At 73.8% G+C, this 17,214-nt stretch carries 14 protein-coding genes; 4 read left to right on the top strand and 10 right to left on the bottom strand.

The window, feature by feature from the left end:
- Window positions 1-76 precede the first annotated feature (76 nt).
- A complete protein-coding gene (locus ACZ3YL_RS18920; RefSeq protein WP_465658572.1) occupies window positions 77-1,834 on the bottom strand; it encodes a DUF885 domain-containing protein in 1,758 nt (585 codons plus the stop codon).
- Window positions 1,835-1,997: 163 nt separating this feature from the next.
- Here ACZ3YL_RS18920 and ACZ3YL_RS18915 point away from each other — a divergent pair, with 163 nt between their 5' ends.
- Window positions 1,998-2,759, top strand: a complete 762-nt coding sequence (locus tag ACZ3YL_RS18915; RefSeq protein ID WP_188307940.1) for a TetR/AcrR family transcriptional regulator — start codon at window positions 1,998-2,000, stop codon at window positions 2,757-2,759.
- 84 nt (window positions 2,760-2,843) lie between these two features.
- Here the strand turns inward: ACZ3YL_RS18915 and ACZ3YL_RS18910 are convergent, their stop codons facing one another.
- Window positions 2,844-3,695 carry a fumarylacetoacetate hydrolase family protein gene (locus ACZ3YL_RS18910; RefSeq protein ID WP_188307941.1) on the bottom strand — a complete coding sequence of 284 codons (852 nt, stop codon included), beginning with the start codon at window positions 3,693-3,695 and terminating at the stop codon, window positions 2,844-2,846.
- 291 nt (window positions 3,696-3,986) lie between these two features.
- On the opposite strand from ACZ3YL_RS18910, the gene ACZ3YL_RS18905 reads away from it, so the two are divergent.
- Window positions 3,987-4,685, top strand: coding sequence for an MBL fold metallo-hydrolase (locus ACZ3YL_RS18905; RefSeq protein WP_465658565.1), 699 nt, complete (start codon window positions 3,987-3,989; stop codon window positions 4,683-4,685).
- On the opposite strand, the gene ACZ3YL_RS18900 is transcribed toward ACZ3YL_RS18905, so the two are convergent.
- The 7 genes from ACZ3YL_RS18900 to ACZ3YL_RS18870 all read right to left on the bottom strand — a co-directional run bounded on the left by ACZ3YL_RS18900 (window position 4,641) and on the right by ACZ3YL_RS18870 (window position 11,546).
- On the bottom strand, window positions 4,641-5,852 hold the full coding sequence (locus ACZ3YL_RS18900) for a serine/threonine-protein kinase (protein ID WP_465658563.1): 1,212 nt from the start codon (window positions 5,850-5,852) through the stop codon (window positions 4,641-4,643). The two genes, ACZ3YL_RS18905 and ACZ3YL_RS18900, sit on opposite strands and share 45 nt — an antisense overlap.
- A 100-nt stretch (window positions 5,853-5,952) precedes the next feature.
- The gene (locus tag ACZ3YL_RS18895) at window positions 5,953-6,942 is read right to left on the bottom strand and encodes an ABC transporter substrate-binding protein (protein ID WP_188307944.1); all 990 of its coding nucleotides are present in this window, start codon (window positions 6,940-6,942) and stop codon (window positions 5,953-5,955) included.
- 56 nt (window positions 6,943-6,998) lie between these two features.
- Window positions 6,999-7,751: an amino acid ABC transporter ATP-binding protein gene (locus tag ACZ3YL_RS18890; RefSeq protein ID WP_465658665.1), complete on the bottom strand. Its 753-nt coding sequence runs from the start codon at window positions 7,749-7,751 to the stop codon at window positions 6,999-7,001.
- A 68-nt stretch (window positions 7,752-7,819) separates the two neighbouring features.
- On the bottom strand, window positions 7,820-8,824 hold the full coding sequence (locus ACZ3YL_RS18885; RefSeq protein ID WP_465658560.1) for an amino acid ABC transporter permease: 1,005 nt from the start codon (window positions 8,822-8,824) through the stop codon (window positions 7,820-7,822).
- A gap of 28 nt (window positions 8,825-8,852) precedes the next feature.
- Window positions 8,853-9,800, bottom strand: a complete 948-nt coding sequence (locus ACZ3YL_RS18880) for an ABC transporter substrate-binding protein (protein ID WP_465658558.1) — start codon at window positions 9,798-9,800, stop codon at window positions 8,853-8,855.
- A 10-nt stretch (window positions 9,801-9,810) separates the two neighbouring features.
- Window positions 9,811-10,305 carry a GNAT family N-acetyltransferase gene (locus ACZ3YL_RS18875; RefSeq protein ID WP_317621336.1) on the bottom strand — a complete coding sequence of 165 codons (495 nt, stop codon included), beginning with the start codon at window positions 10,303-10,305 and terminating at the stop codon, window positions 9,811-9,813.
- A 71-nt stretch (window positions 10,306-10,376) separates the two neighbouring features.
- Entirely contained in the window at window positions 10,377-11,546 is a 1,170-nt protein-coding gene (locus ACZ3YL_RS18870; RefSeq protein ID WP_465658556.1) for an LLM class flavin-dependent oxidoreductase, read from the bottom strand.
- A gap of 667 nt (window positions 11,547-12,213) precedes the next feature.
- On the opposite strand from ACZ3YL_RS18870, the gene ACZ3YL_RS18865 reads away from it, so the two are divergent.
- Both ACZ3YL_RS18865 and ACZ3YL_RS18860 read left to right on the top strand, forming a co-directional pair.
- Window positions 12,214-13,179 (top strand): amino acid ABC transporter permease, encoded by a 966-nt coding sequence (locus ACZ3YL_RS18865; RefSeq protein ID WP_465658553.1) that lies wholly within the window; start codon window positions 12,214-12,216, stop codon window positions 13,177-13,179.
- Window positions 13,176-15,101, top strand: a complete 1,926-nt coding sequence (locus ACZ3YL_RS18860; RefSeq protein ID WP_188307949.1) for an FAD/NAD(P)-binding protein — start codon at window positions 13,176-13,178, stop codon at window positions 15,099-15,101. Before ACZ3YL_RS18865 ends, ACZ3YL_RS18860 begins: the two co-directional genes overlap by 4 nt.
- Window positions 15,102-15,193: 92 nt before the next feature.
- Here ACZ3YL_RS18860 and ACZ3YL_RS18855 read toward each other — a convergent pair whose 3' ends face one another.
- Entirely contained in the window at window positions 15,194-17,143 is a 1,950-nt protein-coding gene (locus tag ACZ3YL_RS18855; protein WP_465658551.1) for a serine/threonine-protein kinase, read from the bottom strand.
- Window positions 17,144-17,214 lie beyond the last annotated feature (71 nt).

Raw genomic sequence — 17,214 nt, 5'->3', positions numbered from 1 at the left:
ATCGACCTTTGTCGGACAAAAGGACCAGGGCCCCGGGACTCCTGACCGAGTCCCGGGGCCCTGGCCCCCACCCCGCTCAGAGCGCGGACAGCTCCGTGACCAGGTCGTCCAGCCCCAGCGAGCCCTGCGAGAGCGCCGCCATGTGCCAGGCCTTGAGGTCGAACTCCTCACCGCGCGCCTCGTGCGCCGCCCGCGCCGCCGCCCGGCCGCGCAGCCAGGCGCGCTCGCCCAGCTTGTAGCCGATCGCCTGGCCGGGCATGCCCAGGTAGCGCACCAGCTCGCTGTCCAGGAAGTCGGCGGACAGTCCGCAGTAGCGGCCGAAGAACTCCCGCGCGTACTCCGGGCTCACCGGCTCGCCCGGCCGGTACGGGGAGTCCGCCGGGAAGTCCAGGCCGACGTGCATGCCGATGTCGACGATGACCCGCAGCGCCCGCATCATCTGGGCGTTCAGGAAGCCCAGCCGGTGGCCCGGGTCGGTGAGGTAGCCGAGCTCGTCCATCAGGCGCTCGGCGTAGAGCGCCCAGCCCTCCAGGTTGGCGCTCACCCCGCCGAGGCTCACCTGGTAGTTGGAGAGTCGGTCCGCGACGTACACCCACTGCGCGAGCTGCAGGTGGTGGCCCGGGACGCCCTCGTGGTACCAGGTCGACACCAGGTCCCAGACCGGGAAGCGCTCCTCGCCGAGCACCGGCAGCCAGGTCCGCCCCGGACGGCTGAAGTCCAGCGCCGGCTGGGTGTAGTACGGCGCGGCGGCACTGCCGGGCGGGGCGATCCGCGACTCGACCCGGGTGACCGGCTCGGCCAGGTCGAAGTGGGTGCCCTGGAGGTCCCGGATGGCCTGGTCCATCAGGCCCTGGAGGTACTCCCGGGCCGCCTCGGCGCCCTCGATCGCCGGGCCGTCCGTCTCCAGCCACTTCATCGCCGCCATCGGGCCGACGCCCGGGCGGACCTTCTCGGCCTCGGCCTCCATCTGCGCGAGCAGGTCGTGGAACTCGCTCCAGGCCCACGCGTACGCCTCGTCCAGGTCCAGGTCGGCGCCCGTCCAGTAGCGCACCCAGCGGCCGTAGCGCTCCCGGCCCGCGGTGTCCGGGGTGTCGGCCGCGGCCGGCCCGTACACATCGCGCAGCCAGTCCCGCAGCGCGGCCAGCGCGTCGGCGGCGGCCACCGCGTGCCCGGTCAGCTCGGCCCGTACGGCCTCCGGCGCGTCCTGGACGAACTCGCCGAACCAGCCCGCCCGTCGCCGGGCACCGCCCTCGTCCGAGCCGCCACCCGGCGCGCCTTCCTCCGCCGCGTGCCCGGACAGCCACTCGCCGAACTGGCCGACCACCGTCTCCACCTGGCGCGGGCCGGACAGCAGGCCGCGCTCGATGCCCTCGGCCAGCGTCCGCCGGTACTGCTCCAGCGCCAGCGGGAAGCGGGCCAGCCGACGGCCGACCAGCTGCCACTCGGCCTCGGTGCCGGTGGCCATCAGGGTGAAGGCCTCCCGCATGTTGTGCACCGGGGAGCCCAGGTTGCGCACCGCGCGGTAGTCCTCCCCCGCGTCGTGCACGGCGAGTTCGGCGCTCAGCCGCTCGCGCAGCAGACGGGCGCAGCGGCGCTCCACCTCGTCGTCGGCGGCGCCGGCCCGCTCCGCCTCGTCCAGCCGGGCCAGGGTGCGGCGGCCGAGGTCGGCGATCGCCTCGAAGCCGGCCGGGGACAGGTCGGGCAGCCGGTCGTCCTCCGGGTTGAGGCCGAGGTACACCGCGGTCAGCGGATCGAGGTCGGCCAGGGCCTGGACGTATCCGTCGGCGATGCGGCGGGGGGTGTCCCCGCCGGTGGTGATCAGTTCTTCAACCATTCGGACATCATCTCGGTGCCCGGGCCGATTGCAAGCCCCGGATGCCCTCTGTTGACCTGCTGCGGTTCGGTTCTGACGCACAGTGCGCGACCTGAACACCCGTTCGGAGAGATCCGGTGCGCGACAGGTCCCGATCGGTCCGACGCCCATTACGCTGACGGCCATGGAAGCCCGCCCCACCACGGCAACCGAGCCGGAGCCCGCCCAGGCCGCCCCCCAACCGCGCCCGCGCCGCTCCGGCTACCGGCGACTGCCGGTCGAACAGCGGCGCGAGCAGCTGATCGCGGTCGCCCTGGAGCTGTTCGCCTCCCGGCCGCCCGAGGAAGTCGGCCTGGACGACGTGGCCGAGGCCGCCGGCGCCTCCCGGCCCCTGGTCTACCGCTACTTCGCGGGCGGCAAGCAGCAGTTGTACGAGGCCGCGCTGCGCACCGCGGCGGACGAACTGACCGGCCGGTTCGTCGTCCCGCCGACCGGGACGCCGTCCGAGCAGCTGGCGGCCGCGCTGGACGGCTACTTCGCCTTCGTGGCCGAGCACGACGCCGGCTACTCGGCGCTGCTGCGCGGCGGTTCGGTGGTGGAGACGGCCCGCACCACGGCGATCGTGGACGACGTCCGGCGGGCGGCGCTCAAGCGGACCCTGCGGCACCTGGGCGTACGGGAGGCCGGGCCGCGGCTGACCCTGCTGGTGCGCTCCTGGATCGCGGTGGTCGAGGGGGCGTCGCTCAGCTGGCTGGACGAGGGGCGCGAGCTGCCGGTCGACGGACTGCGGGACTGGCTGGTGGACCAGTTCACGGCGATGGCGGCGGCCACGGCGCTGCACGATCCGCAGACGGCGGAGGTGCTGGCGGGGCTGCTCGCGCTGGAGGGGCCGCGCGCGGAGCGGGCCGAGCGGCTGCGGGCGGTGCTTCGTAGCGGCGATTCGTAGCGGCGGTTCGTAGCTGCGGTTCGGTGAGGCCTCCCGACCCCCGTGCCAAGGGTCGGGTCGGCGCGGCGCGGCGCGGCGCGTCGGCTAGGCCTTGCCGAGCACCTGGCGCTGGCGGCCGAGGCCGTCGATCTCGATCTCGACGACGTCCCCCGGGGCGAGGAACGGCTTGCCCGGGTGGCCCAGGGTGACCCCGGCCGGGGTGCCGGTGACGATCACGTCGCCGGGCTCCAGCACCATGAACTGGCTGGCGTAGCGGACGAGTTCGAGCACCGGGAAGATCATCTCGGCGGTGTTGCCGTGCTGCCGCCGCTCGCCGTTGACCCACAGCCGCAGCGCCAGCGCCTGCGGGTCGGCCACCTCGTCGGCGGTGACCAGCCAGGGCCCGAGCGGGGTGAAGGTCTCCGCCGACTTGCCCTTGTCCCACTGGCCGCCGCGCTCGAACTGGAAGGCCCGCTCGGTGACGTCGTTGGCGATCGTGTAGCCGGCGATCACCCCGGCGGCCTCGGCGTGCGAGTCCAGGTAGCGGGCGGTGCGGCCGATGACGATCGCCAGCTCGGCCTCGTAGTCGGTCTTCTCGCCGCCGCGCGGCACCAGCACCTCGTCGTACGGGCCGACCACGGTGGAACTCGGCTTGAGGAAGATCACCGGCTCGTCCGGGATCGCGGCCCCGGCCTCGGCCGCGTGGTCGCGGTAGTTGAGCCCGATGCCGACCACCTTGCCCGGCCGGGCCACCGGGGCGCCCACCCGCAGGCCGTCCAGGTCCACCACCGGCAGGACGCCGGCGGCCGCCTCCCGGGCCAGCTCGGTGGTGTCCAGCCCGGACAGGAAGGCCCCGTCGAGGTCACGGGCCCGCCCGGAGAGGTCGTACGCGGTGCCGTCCTCGCCCAGCAGGACCGGGCGCTCGGCGCCCGGGGGTCCGACGCGAAGGAGCTTCATGGATCCGTCACCAGCCTTTCGTCGCAGCTCACCGGGGCGGCGCGGACACCGCTCCCGAGTCTGGCAACGAGGTATATCAACGGCCCGGGCCGGTGGACCAGACCGTCCCGATGGGCGGATTCCCATCAAATCGCACCAGGGCACCGGGGCCCGAATAGGTGACCCGTACGGTTGACAGCCGCCCGGCGCCCGCCAGCGGCGGATCCATCGGTGGCGGATCCGTCGGCGGCGAGGACAGGCCCTGAGCGAACGCCCGCGTGCCGGGGCGCCGCAGGGTGCAGGATCCGGGGCATGGAGATCACCCGGGTACGCGACGAGTTGCACATGATCACCCTGGAGTTCGGCACCGCCTACCTCTGGCGGGACGACCACGGACTGACCCTGGTCGACACCGGCATCGCCGGATCGGCGGAGGGGATCGAGAAGGGAATCCGCACCATCGGGCTGAAGCCGACGGCCGTGCGCCGGATCGTGCTCACCCACCACCACGAGGACCACACCGGCTCGGCCGCCGAGCTGGCCCGCCGCTGGAGCGCCGAGGTGGTGGCGCACCGGCTGGAGGCACCGGTCGTCCGGCGCGAGCAGCCGGCGGCGCCGCCGGTGCTCAGCCCCTTCGAACAGCAGCTGTGGGACGGGCTGCCGCCGATGCCGCCGGCCGAGCCCTGCCCGGTGCACCGCGAGGTCGAGGACGGGGACGTGCTGGACATCGGCGGCGGCGCGGTGGTCGTGCACGTGCCCGGCCACACCGACGGCAGCATCGCACTGCACCTGCCCGGGCCCGGGGTGCTGTTCACCGGGGACGTGGTGTCCAACGTGCAGGGGCAGACCAGGCCCGGGGTGTTCCACACCGACCCGGCCCGCGCCTTCGCCTCCTTCCACCGGCTGGCCGCGCTGCCGGTGGAGACGGCGGTCTTCGGGCACGGCGACCCGATCGCCGCGGGCGCCTCAGCGGCGCTGCGCGCCGCCGCCGAGCAGTACCCGCAGGTCTAGCGTCCGCCCCGGCCCCGGGCCGAGCCGGGCGGCCTCCCGCTGCCAGTGCGCGAGGTCGCGCCGCAGGTCGGCCCGGGCCTCCGGGGCGGTGCCGGGCTGCTCGGTCAGCGCCTCCAACAGGGCGGCGGCGGCGCCCCGGTGGCCGTCCCGGGCCAGCCAGAGGGCCAGGTCGTGGCAGCTGCGCAGGGTGCGCGGGTCGGCCGGGCCGCAGATCCGGGCGAAGTCGGGGACGAGCTGCACCAGGATGTCCACGGCGTCCCCGGCCCGGCCCTCGGCGCCGTGCTGCCAGGCCAGGTCGGCCCGGCGGCGCAGCTGCTCCGGACTGGGGTCGTCCGGCCGCAGCATCCCGGGCCGGATCCCGCGCAGCCGTTCCAGCACCTCGGCGGCGTCGGCGGGCCGGTCGGCGGGCCGCTTGGCGAGCAGCTGGGCGACCAGCTCGGCCAGTGCCGGGTCCTTGCCGCGCACCCGGGGCGGGGTGTCGGTCATGTGCTTGCGCATGTAGTCGAAGGGCGAGTCGGCGCGGAACGGGCGCCGGCCGGTGCTGACCTCGTACAGCATCACGCCGAAGGCGTAGAGGTCGGCCCGGCCGTCGACGGTGCCGCCGGACCAGCACTCGGGTGCCAGGTACGGGACGGTACCGACCACACTGCCGGTGGAGGTGAGCCCGGTGGACTGGGTGAGCAGCCGGGCGATGCCGAAGTCCAGCACCTTGGCGCGGTCCCCGCCGTCCGTGATCATCACGTTCTCCGGCTTGATGTCCCGGTGGACGACCCCGCTGCGGTGCGCGGCGTCCAGCGCCTCGCAGATCTGCGCCATCCAGACGAGCGCCCGCCCGTGGTCCGGCAGGCCGTCCTTGAGGACCACGGACAGCGGGCGGCCGCAGACCAGTTCCATCACCAGGTAGTGGATCTCGCCGGTGACGTCGGTGACCCGGCCGTAGTCGTGCACGGTGACGATGTGCGGGTTGGACAGGTTGCCCGCCAGTTTGGCCTCGCGGACGAACCGGGCGACGGCCTCCCGGTCCGCGGCGTGCTCGGCCAGCAGCAGCTTGACCGCGACCGGCCGGTCCAGCACGGTGTCGGTCGCCCGCCAGACCACGCCGAAGCCGCCCTTGCCCAGCCACTCGTCCAGCCGGAAGCGTCCGCCGAGCACCTTGCCCTTGTGCATGCACTCCCCCAACGTGCCCGCGCCCGAACGGCGTTCGCCGTCGGCGGGGTCACCATAGCGGCGGTCGGGGACGAACGGGTGAACGAAGCAGGGCCTGGTGTCACGGCTTGGGCTTGGGGAGGCCGACCGGGTTGATCTCCGACGTCGGCACCGCCTCGTTCTCCAGGCCCCAGCGCTTGAGCACCTGTCCGTACGTGCCGTTCCGGATCACCTCGTCCAGCGCACCGTTGAGCGCCTTGACCAGCCCGTTGTCCTTGTGGGTGGTCGCCGCGATCTTGCCGAGGACGTCGGCGCCGCCGCCCGAGAAGGTGCCGACCACCTCGGTCTGGCCGGTCTGCACGGCGTGGAAGGCCAGGCTGGGGTTGGGGCCGGTGTAGACGTCGATCCGGCCGGAGGAGAGCGCCAGGTAGTACTCGGTGCCGGAGAAGTACTTGATGTCGATCGGCTTGAGGCCGTTGCGGACGTTCTCCTCGCTCCAGGAGATCAGCAGCTTCTCCTGGTTGGTGCCGGTGGCGACGCCGACGGACCGGCCGGCCAGGTCCTTGGCGCCGGTGACCTTGAGGCCGCTGCCCTTCTTCGCCTCGAAGCCGAGGACGTCCAGCCGGTAGGTGGCGAAGTCGTACTTCTCCTTGCGCTCCTCGGTGACGGTGATGTTGGACAGGCCCACGTCGTACTTGCCGCTGTCCAGGCCGACGAAGATGTTCTCCCAGGAGACCGGGTTGAACTCGACCTTGAGGCCGAGCACGTCGCCGATCAGCGAGGCGATGTCCGGCTCGACGCCGATGATGGTCTTGTCGTCGTCGGCGTAGAAGTCCAGCGGCGGGGTGGAGCCGATGGAGTCGACGACTCTCAGGGTGCCTCTCTTGCGGATCTCCTCCGGCACCAGCGCCGCGATGGCGTCGACCTTGGGCGTGCCGACCCGGTTCTGCCGGGGCGAGAGGTTCACCACGGTGCCGTCCGGCGCGGTGCTGCCCTTGGCCGGGGCGAGCTCCGCCGAGGCGCCGCTCGCGCCGCTGCCGCAGCCGGCCAGGACGAGGGCGGCGGCGAGCGAGCCGGCGGCGGTCACGAGGGCGCGACGGGGTAGGGACATGGCGGGACTCCTGCTCGGTGAAGGCGGGTTGGGGGGCTTGTCGCGTGGTGGGGGGGCTACAGGACCTTCGCCAGGAAGACCCGGGTGCGCTCGTGCCGCGGGCGGTCCAGGACCTCGTCGGGCGGGCCCTGCTCGACCACCACGCCGCCGTCCATGAAGACCACGGTGTCGGCGACCTCGCGGGCGAAGCCGATCTCGTGGGTGACCACGATCATCGTGGTGCCGCTGCGGGCGAGGTCCTTGATGACGTCCAGCACCTCGCCGACCAGCTCGGGGTCGAGCGCCGAGGTGGGCTCGTCGAACAGCAGCACCTTGGGCTCCAGGGCCAGCGCCCGGGCGATCGCCACCCGCTGCTGCTGGCCGCCGGACAGCTGCCGGGGGTACGCGGCGGCCTTGTCGGCCAGCCCGACCCGCTCCAGCAGCGCCCGCGCCGCCGCCCTGGCCTCGGCCCGGGGCCGGCCCAGCGCGGCGATCGGCGCCTCCACCAGGTTCTCCAGCACGGTCAGGTGCGGGAAGAGGTTGAAGTTCTGGAACACGAAGCCGATGCCGGTGCGCTGGCGCAGCACCTCGCGCTCCTTGAGCTCGTACAGCCGGTCGCCGGAGCGGCGGTAGCCGATCAGTTCGCCGTCGATGGCGACGTAGCCGCGGTCGAGCTTCTCCAGGTGGTTGATCGCCCGCAGCAGGGTGGACTTGCCGGAGCCGGACGGGCCGAGCACCACGGTGACCGAGCCGGCCGGGACGTCCAGGTCGACCCCGCGCAGCACCTCCAGTGGGCCGAAGCTCTTGTGCAGGCCGCGGACCTGCACCATCGGGGCGGTCCGGTCCGGGACGGCCTGGGGCGGGACGGCCTGGGGCGGATCGGCCTTGGTCAGCGCGGTCACGGGGTTCCTCCGGGGGTACGGGCACTGGTACGGGCGGGCAGGCTCCGCAGGACGGTCCGCAGGCGCTGCAGCGGCGTGGGCGGCGGGGTGCGCAGGGTGCCGCGGGAGAAGTAGCGCTCGACGTAGTACTGGCCGATCGACAGCACCGTGGTCAGCACCACGTACCAGACCGTGGCGACCATCAGCAGCGGCACCACCCGGCCGGTCCGGCCGTAGATCACCTGGGCCTGGTAGAACAGCTCGCCGATGGCCATCACATAGACCACCGAGGTGCCCTTGAGCAGCGAGATCACCTCGTTGGCGGCGGCCGGCAGGATGCCCCGCATGGCCTGCGGCAGCACGATCCGCCAGGCCTGCCGACGGCGTGGGATGCCGAGCGCGGCGGCGGCCTCGCGCTGGCCGGCGTCCACCGCGATGATGCCGCCGCGGATGATCTCGGCGGCGAACGCGGCCTGGTGCAGCCCGAGGCCGAGCACGGCGGCCCCGAGCGCGCCGAGCACGCCGACCGTCTCGAAGTCCCCGAAGGTCGGGCCGAACGGGATGCCGAAGCCGAACCGCTTGTAGAGGTAGGAGAGGTTGAACCAGAACACCAGCTGGACGATCAGCGGGATCGAGCGGAACACCCAGACGTACGCCCAGGCGATGGTCCGCAGCACCGCGCTGCGGGACAGCCGCATCCCGGCCACCACGGCGCCGAGCAGGAAGCCCAGGGCGGTGCCGTAGGCGGTGAGTTCGAGGGTGCGGCCGATCGCCCGCAGGATGGTGTCGGCGGTGAAGTACAGCCGGAAGGTGGCCCAGTCCCAGCCGGGGTTGGTGGCCAGGCCGTGCAGGAACTGGGCCAGCACGACGAGGGCGGCGATCCCGGCCGCCCAGCGCCAGGGGTGCCGGGCGGGGACGGTCCGCAGGCCGTCCAGTTCGGCGGCGTCGAGGCCGGGGCCCGGGCCGGGGGCGAGTCCGGGCGGGGACGGTGGTGCGGGGGTGTCGACGGTCACGGGGGTCATCGGGGGACTCCTTCAACGGGCCCTGGCGTCACGGGTGTTCGGGCGGGCTGATCTGCGACTCCTTGATCGCCGAGTCGGTGAGCCCCCACTTGCGGAGGATCCGCTCGTACGTCCCGTCCTTGATCAGCTGGTTGACGGCCGCCTGGAAGGCCGGGGTGAGCGGGGAGCCCTTCTTGAAGGCGAAGCCGACGTCCAGCCGGTGGAACTCGTTGAGGAAGCGCACCCCGGCGGCCTCCTGCGCGGCCTGGTGGCGCAGCCCGTTGATGGTGGACATCTCGATGTCCACCCGGCCCTGCTGGAGGCCGGTGAGCAGGGCGCCGCCCTCGCTGAACGCCTTGACCTCGTACGGCTTCTTCCCGGCGTCGGCGCAGACGCCCTTCTTGCTGTTGAGCGTGGTCTCGAAGGTGGTGCCGGCGCCGGTGCCGATGGTCAGTCCGCAGAGCTGGGTCAGGTCGGTGACCGGCTGGACGGCCGTGTCGTCCTTTTTCACCGCGAAGCCCTGGCCGTCGTCGATGTAGGTGACGAAGTCGACGGTCTTCAGCCGCGCGGTGGTGACCCCGAAGTTCCCGGTGCCGACGTCGAACTTGCCGCTGTCCAGGGCGGGCAGGATGGTCTCGAAGGCGGCCTCCTGGCGCCGCACGGTCAGTCCGAGCAGCTTGGCGACGGCGTCGCCGAAGTCCACGTCGACCCCGACCGGCTTCCTGCTCGCCTGGTCGGCGTAGTAGGCGCTGGGCGGGGCGCCGATGGACGAACCGAACGTCAGCACTCCGGACTTGCGCACCTCCTCGGGCAGCAGCGCGGCGGCGGCCTCCGACCTGGCCAGGCCGGAGACGACGTCCTCGGTGGCGGTGGCGGCCGGCCCGCCCGCTCCGGCCGCGCCCGCGATCTTCGGGTCCGAGCCGCACGCGGCCAGCGCCAGGACCGGCAGCAGGGCGGTGGTCGCGAGGAGGCGGCGGCGAGCGGTGGTGGTTCTCACGGGGGGCCTTTCAGTGGGTCGGGAGCAGGGCCGGCAGGGACTTCTCGAACGGGAGCGGGCCGGTGGTCAGGTCGGCGGTGACGTCGAACAGCGGGGTGTAGCCGGCCGCCAGATAGAGGCCCTTGGCCTCGGGCTGGCGCGGGCCGGTGGTGAGGTGGATCCGGCGGTAGCCGGCGGCGGCGGCTGTGCGCTCCAGTTCGGCCAGCACCCGGCGGGCCAGGCCGCGACGGCGGTGCGCGGAGTGGGTCCACATCCGCTTCACCTCGGCGGTGTGCTCGTCGTACCGCTTGTACGCGCCGCCGGCCACGGGTTCGCCGTCCTCCAGCAGGAGCAGCAGCACGCCGTGCGGCTCGGCGAAGGCGTCGACCGGGTAGCGGGCCATCTCCTGGTGGGCGCCGGGGCCGTAACGGGTGACGTACTCGTGGGTGAGTTCGCGCAGGAGCGGTTCGACCAGCGGGTCGTCCAGGGTGACCCGGCGGAACTCTTCCCGGGGTACGTCGCTCACGCCGGCGCCACGCACTCCGGCACCGGCCACGCCGGCACCGGCCACGTCCGCGCCGGCCACGTCCGCGCCGCTCAAGCCTGCACCGCGATCAGCTGGTGCCGGTCCCGCTCGGCGCGCGCCGCCGCCTCGGCCTTGGCGGCGTCCCGCTTGGCGACCTCCTCGCGGACGATCGGGATGACGTACCGGCCGAAGTCGATCGCGTCGTCCAGCAGGTCGTAGCCGCGGGCGGAGAGGATGTCCACGCCGAGGTCGTAGTAGTCCAGCAGCGCCTGGGCGACCGTCTCCGGGGTGCCGACCAGCGCGTTGGAGTTGCCCGCCCCGCCGGTGGCCGCGGCGGTCGGGGTCCACAGCGCGCGGTCGTAGCGCTCGCCGGCCTCGGCGATCTCGATCAGCCGCTGGGAGCCGACGTTTTCAGGGGTCGCAGTCTCCGGGGCGGCGCCGACCGGACGGCGACGGGGGGCGAGCTGCCCGCTCTCCCGGCGGGCCCGGATGGCGGCCACCGTGCGGTGCGCCTTCTCCCAGGCCAGCTCCTCGGTCGGCGCGATGATCGGCCGGAACGCCACCTGGATCCGCGGCGGGTCCGTCCGCCCGGCGGCCCGCGCCGCCTCCTTCACCCGCTCGATCTGCTCGGCGGTGCGGGCCAGCGGCTCGCCCCACAGGCAGTAGATGTCGGCCTCGGCGCCGCCGGCCGCGTAGGCGGCGTCCGAGGAGCCGCCGAAGGAGACCGCCGGGCGCGGCTGTTGCACCGGGAAGACGTCGGAGACGAAGTCGTTGAAGCGGTAGTGCGGGCCCTCGTGGTCGAAGGGCTCCCGGCTGGTCCACGCCTTCTTCACGATGCCGATGTACTCGCGGGTGCGCTCGTAGCGCTGGTCCTTGGTGAGGAAGTCGCCCTCGCGCTGCTGCTCGTGGTCGGTGCCGCCAGTGATGAAGTGGACGGTCAGCCGGCCGTCGCTGATCCGGTCGAGGGTGGCGAAGGTCTTGGCGGCGAAGGTCGGGTAGGAGACGTTGGGCCGGTGCGCGAGCAGGATCTGCAGCGTGTCGAGGTGCGAGGCGAGGAAGGCCGCCGCGGCGGCGGGCTCCGGGGAGCCGGAGCCGTACGCGAAGAGCACCCGGTCCCAGCCGTGGTCCTCGTGTGCCCGGGCCAGCCGCAGGGTGTAGTCGCGGTCGAAGGAGGCGGTGGTGCGCGGGTTGGTCTCCGAGCCGTCGCCGGTGGCGGCGATGCCGAGGAATTCGACGGGCATGGCGGAACCTTTCGGGGTGGGTCCGGTCCGGTGGGCTGCGGGTGGGCAGACCGGAGGCAGCCGCGGCGGGGCGCGGCCGTCGGGCGGTGGAGCGGTGACGGGGCGAGGGCGTGCGAGGGGGAACTGCCGGAGCGCGGTGCGAGGGCGGTGAAGTGCGAGGCGGCAGCGTGCGCCTGATGGTCCGTCAGTTGACGCGACGGACGACGGTTCCCGGCCCACGACGGGGCACACCGAGGGAGGACTCCCCGAGGAGAATCAGGGCCGGACGGGCGGCCCGCTGCCGGGTCAGCCGCGACACGCCGCGGACCACACTCGACCGAAGTCGATGTGGTCGCGGGTGACCAGAGGCTGCTCGGCGTACATGGCCTCAAGTTGAGCAGTCGGCCGAGCGGTCCGTCAACCGTGCATCATTGCCGCACTGTTGCGATCTCCTGTCGCGTTTCCGGCGTGTTGCGAGCGACCCCGGACCGGCCCCGAACCGACCCCGGACCGACCCCGATCGCGGTCCGATCGCCCTTGACAGCCGTCGATCGCGCATGCGTACGATCGACGCGGAGTGCAGTGCGCTGCGCCGGCCGTGTTGAGGGACGCGGACCGGCGCCCGAGGGCCCGTACGTGATCACACCCGTACCTCTCCCCGCCCGCACTCCGCCCAGGAGCCGCCGCCATGGCCACCCCGCAGGACGTCCTGCCCGCCCCCGCTCCCGCCTCCACCCTCGCCGCCGGCCCACCGCCGCCCCCGGCCCCCGAGGCCCGGATCGTCGCCCGCCGCAAGCCCGGACAGTGGATCGCCGCCGGTGTCGCCCTGCTGCTGGCCGCGATGGCGGTCAGCTCGGTGATCCGCAACAGGGCCTTCCAGTGGAGCGTGGTCGCCGAGTGGTTCACCGCCCGGTCCGTGCTCGACGGCCTGACCCTCACCCTGTGGCTGACCGCCGTCACCCTCGCCCTCGGCTTCGTGTTCGGCACCGTCCTCGCCACCATGCGGCTGTCCACCAACCCGGTGCTGCGCACGATCGGGTGGGCCTACATCTGGGTCTTCCGCTCCACCCCGCCGCTGGTGCAGCTGCTGTTCTTCTTCAACATCGGCGCGCTCTACCCGACCCTCGGCCTGGGCATCCCGTTCGGCCCCGAGTTCGTCACGGTGAAGACCGTCAACCTGATCGGCCCCACCCTGACCGCCGTCATCGGCCTCACCCTGCTGGAGACCGCGTACGCCGCCGAGGTGATCCGCGGCGGCATCCTCTCCGTGGACCGCGGCCAGCTGGAGGCCGCCGCCGCGCTCGGGCTCGGCCGGTGGCGGGTGCTGCGCCGGATCGTGGTGCCGCAGGCGATGCGCGCGATCGTGCCGACCGCCGGGAACATGCTGATCGGCGCGCTCAAGGGCACCAGCATCGTCAGCGTGCTGGCCGTCTCCGACCTGCTCTACTCGGTGCAGCTGGTCTACCTGCAGTCCTACCGGGTCATCCCGATGCTGATGGTCGCCACCATCTGGTACCTGGTGGTCACCACCGTGCTGTCCGTCGGCCAGTACTACCTCGAACGCCACTTCGCCAGGGGAGCCACCCGGGACGGCCTGCCGCCCACCCCGCTGCAGCGCGCCCGCGCGGCCTTCGGGAAGGCGGTCCGGGCATGACGTCCCTGGTCATCGTCGGCGCCGGGCCGCGCGGCACCGGACTGCTGGAGCGGATCGCCGCCAACGCCGCCGAACTGCTGCCCGCCGACCGGCCGTTGGAGATCCACCTGGTCGACCCGTACCCGCCCGGCGCGGGCCGGATCTGGCGCCACGAGCAGTCCCCGCTGCTGCGGATGAACTCGATGGCCGAGGACGTCACCATGTTCACCGACGAGCGCGCCACCATCGAAGGACCGGTCCGACCCGGCCCCTCACTGGCCGAATGGGCCCTCCGGCAGCGGGAGTTCGCACCCTACCGGGAGGTCGCCGATCCGGCCGTCCGGGCCGAGCTGCGCGAGCTGGCACCCACCGACTTCCCTACCCGGCGGGCCCAGAGCGCCTACCTGGACTGGGTGTTCCGCCGCGCCGTCGCCGACCTGCCGGCCCACGTCACGGTCACCGTCCACCGCGGCACCGTACGGCGGATCGACGGACCGGCCGACGGCCCGCAGACCGTCCACCTCGACGGCGGCACGCTCACCGCCGACCACGTCGCCCTCACCCTCGGCCACCTCGACTCCGCCCCGCACCCCCGGTACGCCGCCGACGCCGCCTTCGCCGCCCGGCACGGCCGCTTCCACCTCCCGCCCGCCTACTCCACCGACATCGAGGCCGAGCTGGCCCGGATCGCGCCCGGCGAGCCGGTGGTGCTGCGCGGCCTCGGCCTGGCCTCCGTCGACCTGGTCGCGATGCTCACCGAGGGGCGCGGCGGCCGCTTCGAACCCACCGGCGACGGGCCCGCGCTGCGCTACCTCCCGTCCGGCCGCGAACCGGTGCTGCACCTGGGCTCCCGGCGCGGCGTCCCGTACCACTCCAAGACCGACTACCGGCTCCAGGGGCCACCCGCCCCGCTCCCCCGGTACTTCGACGCGGCCGCCGTGGACGCCCTGCTCGCCACCGGCCGGCCGCTCGAACTGCGGCGCGACGTCTGGCCGTCGATGGCCAAGGAGATCGGCTTCGGGCACTACCACGAGCTGTTCCACGCCCACCCGGAGCGCACCGCGCTGCCCTGGCCGCAGTTCCTGGACCGGTACGACCGGCACGGCTGGTACTCCCCGGAACTCGCCGCGCTGGTCGCCGAGGCCGTCCCCGATCCGGGCGACCGGATCGACTTCGAACGGCTCGACCACCCGCTGGCCGGGCTCCGACTCGGTTCCACCGAGGAGTTGCAGGCCCAGCTGCGCGGCTACATCACCGCCGACGCCGACCGCCACGCCGACCCGGCCCACAGCGCCGACCTGGGCGCCTTCCTCGCCCTGCTCTCCCTGTTCGGCCAGCTCCCCCGGCTGCTGGCCGCCCGCCGGCTCACCGCCCGCTCGGTCGCCGAGGAGGTGGACGGCTGGTTCTTCGGCTACTTCAACTTCCTCGCCTCCGGCCCGCCCGGCTTCCGGCTGCGCCAGCTGCTCGCGCTCTCCGAGGCCGGGGTGGTGCGCTTCCTCGGCGCGGACGTACGGGTCGAACGGGACGAGCCCACCGGCACCTGGCGGGCCTCCGGCGCCACCGTGCCCGGCCACACCGTCACCGCCACCGCGCTGGTCGAGGCCTACCTGCCCAAGCACGCGCTGGCCCGCACCCTCGACCCCGTCCTGGGCGAACTGCACCGCGCCGGACGGGTGGTGGAGGAGGTGGTCAGCGACGCGGAGCACACCCACCGCTCCGGCCTGGTCACCATCGACCCGTCCGACAGCCGGCTGATCGACCCGGCCCTGGGCGGCGCCCCGCACCCGCGCCGCACCGCGCTCGGCCCGCACACCAGCCTGCGGGCGGCCGCCGCCTTCGCCCGTCCACGCACCAACTCGCCGGGCTTCCGGCAGAACGACGCCGCCGCCCGGGCACTGCTCCGGGCGCTGGCGGCGCTCCCGGCGGCGGCGCTGGTGGGGTGAGGCGCACCCGGGAAGGGCGCTACGGCGCTCAGGGCCTCAAGCGCTCAAGGCCTCAAGTGCTCTGGGCCTCAAGCACTCAGGGTCCCGAGCGCTCAGGGGCCGAAGATCTCCTCCACCAGGTCCTCGTCCGAGACGTGGTCCGGCGCCTCGAAGACCACGTCGGCGACGCCCTTGAGGCCGATGCCCCGCTCCAGCGCGGCCACGTGGGCGGCGCCCTCCTGGTCGGTGGCGAAGTCCCACACCCGCAGGCGCCGCACCAGCATCAGCATCTCCAGCCGGCTGATCTTCGGCGTCCGGAGGCGGCGGGTGCCGCCCTTGCGCCCGGCCTGGGCGAGCCGCTGCTGGTAGCCGGCCAGGTCCTGCCAGGCCTGGACGGTGCTCGGGTGGTGTTCGCCCAGCGAGCGCGCGAGCTCGGGCAGCAGGGCGTGCAGGTGCGCCGTCGCGCCTTGCAGGTCGCCCCGGTTGGCCAGGTGGACGGCGAGGTCGTGCCGGGCCTTCAGCACCCGGCTGTCCTGCGGGCCCCAGGCCGCGGTGAGGTCCGGCAGCAGTTCGTGCAGCAGCCGGACCGCGGTGACCGACGAGCCGCTCTCGCCGATGCACCAGGCCAGGTGGTAGCGGGCGCCCAGGGTGTCCGGGTCGGCCGGGCCGAGCGCCGAGCGCATGTCGCCCACCACGCTGGACAGCAGCCGGATCGCACCGTCCAGATCGCCGGTCCGGCTGAGGTACCAGCTGAAGTCCCGCCAGGCGCCCAGGGTGTCCCGGTCGGCCGGCCCGAGCGCGGTGACGCTCTCCCGGGCGATCGTCTGCAGCAGGATCGCCGACTCCCCGGCCGTCGCCGCCCGGTACGCGGCCGACCGGCGCTCGCGCAGCCCGGCCCGGACGGCGTCGTCGGCCGGCGCGGCGACGACCACCGGCGGGGTGGTCAGCGGGGACAGCACGGACGGGATCCCGGGAACGGCGGGCGGCGCCGGAGGCATCGCGGGCGGGGCGGGCCGGGCGGACGGAGCAGGCAGGGCGGACGGGGCGACGGGCGGCAGCGGCGGAGGCGCCACCGGCACGGGCGGCACCACCGGACCCACCGGACCCACCGCAACCGCGGCCACCGGAGCGGCGGACCCGACGGAATCCGAAGGAGCCGGAGGAGTCGACGGACCCACCGGCCCCGCCCGGTCCACCACCGTCGGAACCGCCGCCCCCGCCCCGCCGCCCCGCCACCCGGCCAGCTCGCCGAGCCGCCGCTCGACCGTACGGGCGTCGGCCGGCCGCTGCTGCGGGTCCTTCGCCAGCAGCTCCGCGACCAGCCCGGCCACCTGCGGCGGCAGTCCGAACTGCGTCGGGTCCAGTGCGGGGGGCGGCTCGTTGAGGTGCTGGTACATCAGCACCGGCGTCGAGTCGCCGCTGAACGGCCGTGCCCCGGTGAAGAGTTCGACGAGGACGCAGCCCAGTGCGTAGAGGTCGGCCCGGCCGTCCACCCGGCCGCCGGTCCACCGCTCCGGCGCCATGTAGGCGGGGCTGCCGACGATCGTCCCGGTGGTGGTCAGCCCGCCGGCGCCGATGTCCAGCTGGGCGATGCCGAAGTCCAGCACCTTGAGGTGCCCGGCGTCGGTGATCATCACGTTGTCCGGCTTGATGTCCCGGTGCACCATGCCCGCGTCGTGGGCCGCCGCCAGGGCTCCGCAGATCTCCCGCCCCCAGCGCAGGCTGAGCGCGGGCTCGGGCAGGCCCGCCCGCAGCACCTCGGTCAGGGTGCGGCCGGTGAGCAGCTCCATCACCAGGAAGGTGACCTGCTGGTCGGCGAGTTCGCTCTGCCCGAGGTCGTGCACGGTGACGATGTGCGGGTGCGAGAGGTTGCCGGCCGCGCAGGCCTCCCGGACGAACCGCAGCGCGGCCTTCGCCTGGTCGCCGCCGTGGTGCCCGATGACCTTGACCGCCACCGGCCGCCGCATCCGGGTGTCCTGGGCCCGCCACACCACTCCGAAGCCGCCCTGCCCGAGCTTCTCCTGCAACTCGTACCGGCCGTCCAGAACATCCCCGACTCGCACGTGCCCCTCCCCCTCCCGTTGTGACGCCCAGACTCTACCGACGGCCCTCCCCCCGGCACGGCCTCGGGCGC

Source organism: Kitasatospora sp. NPDC023176, from assembly GCF_055560495.1.
This window is presented reverse-complemented; position numbering and strand designations above follow the sequence as displayed.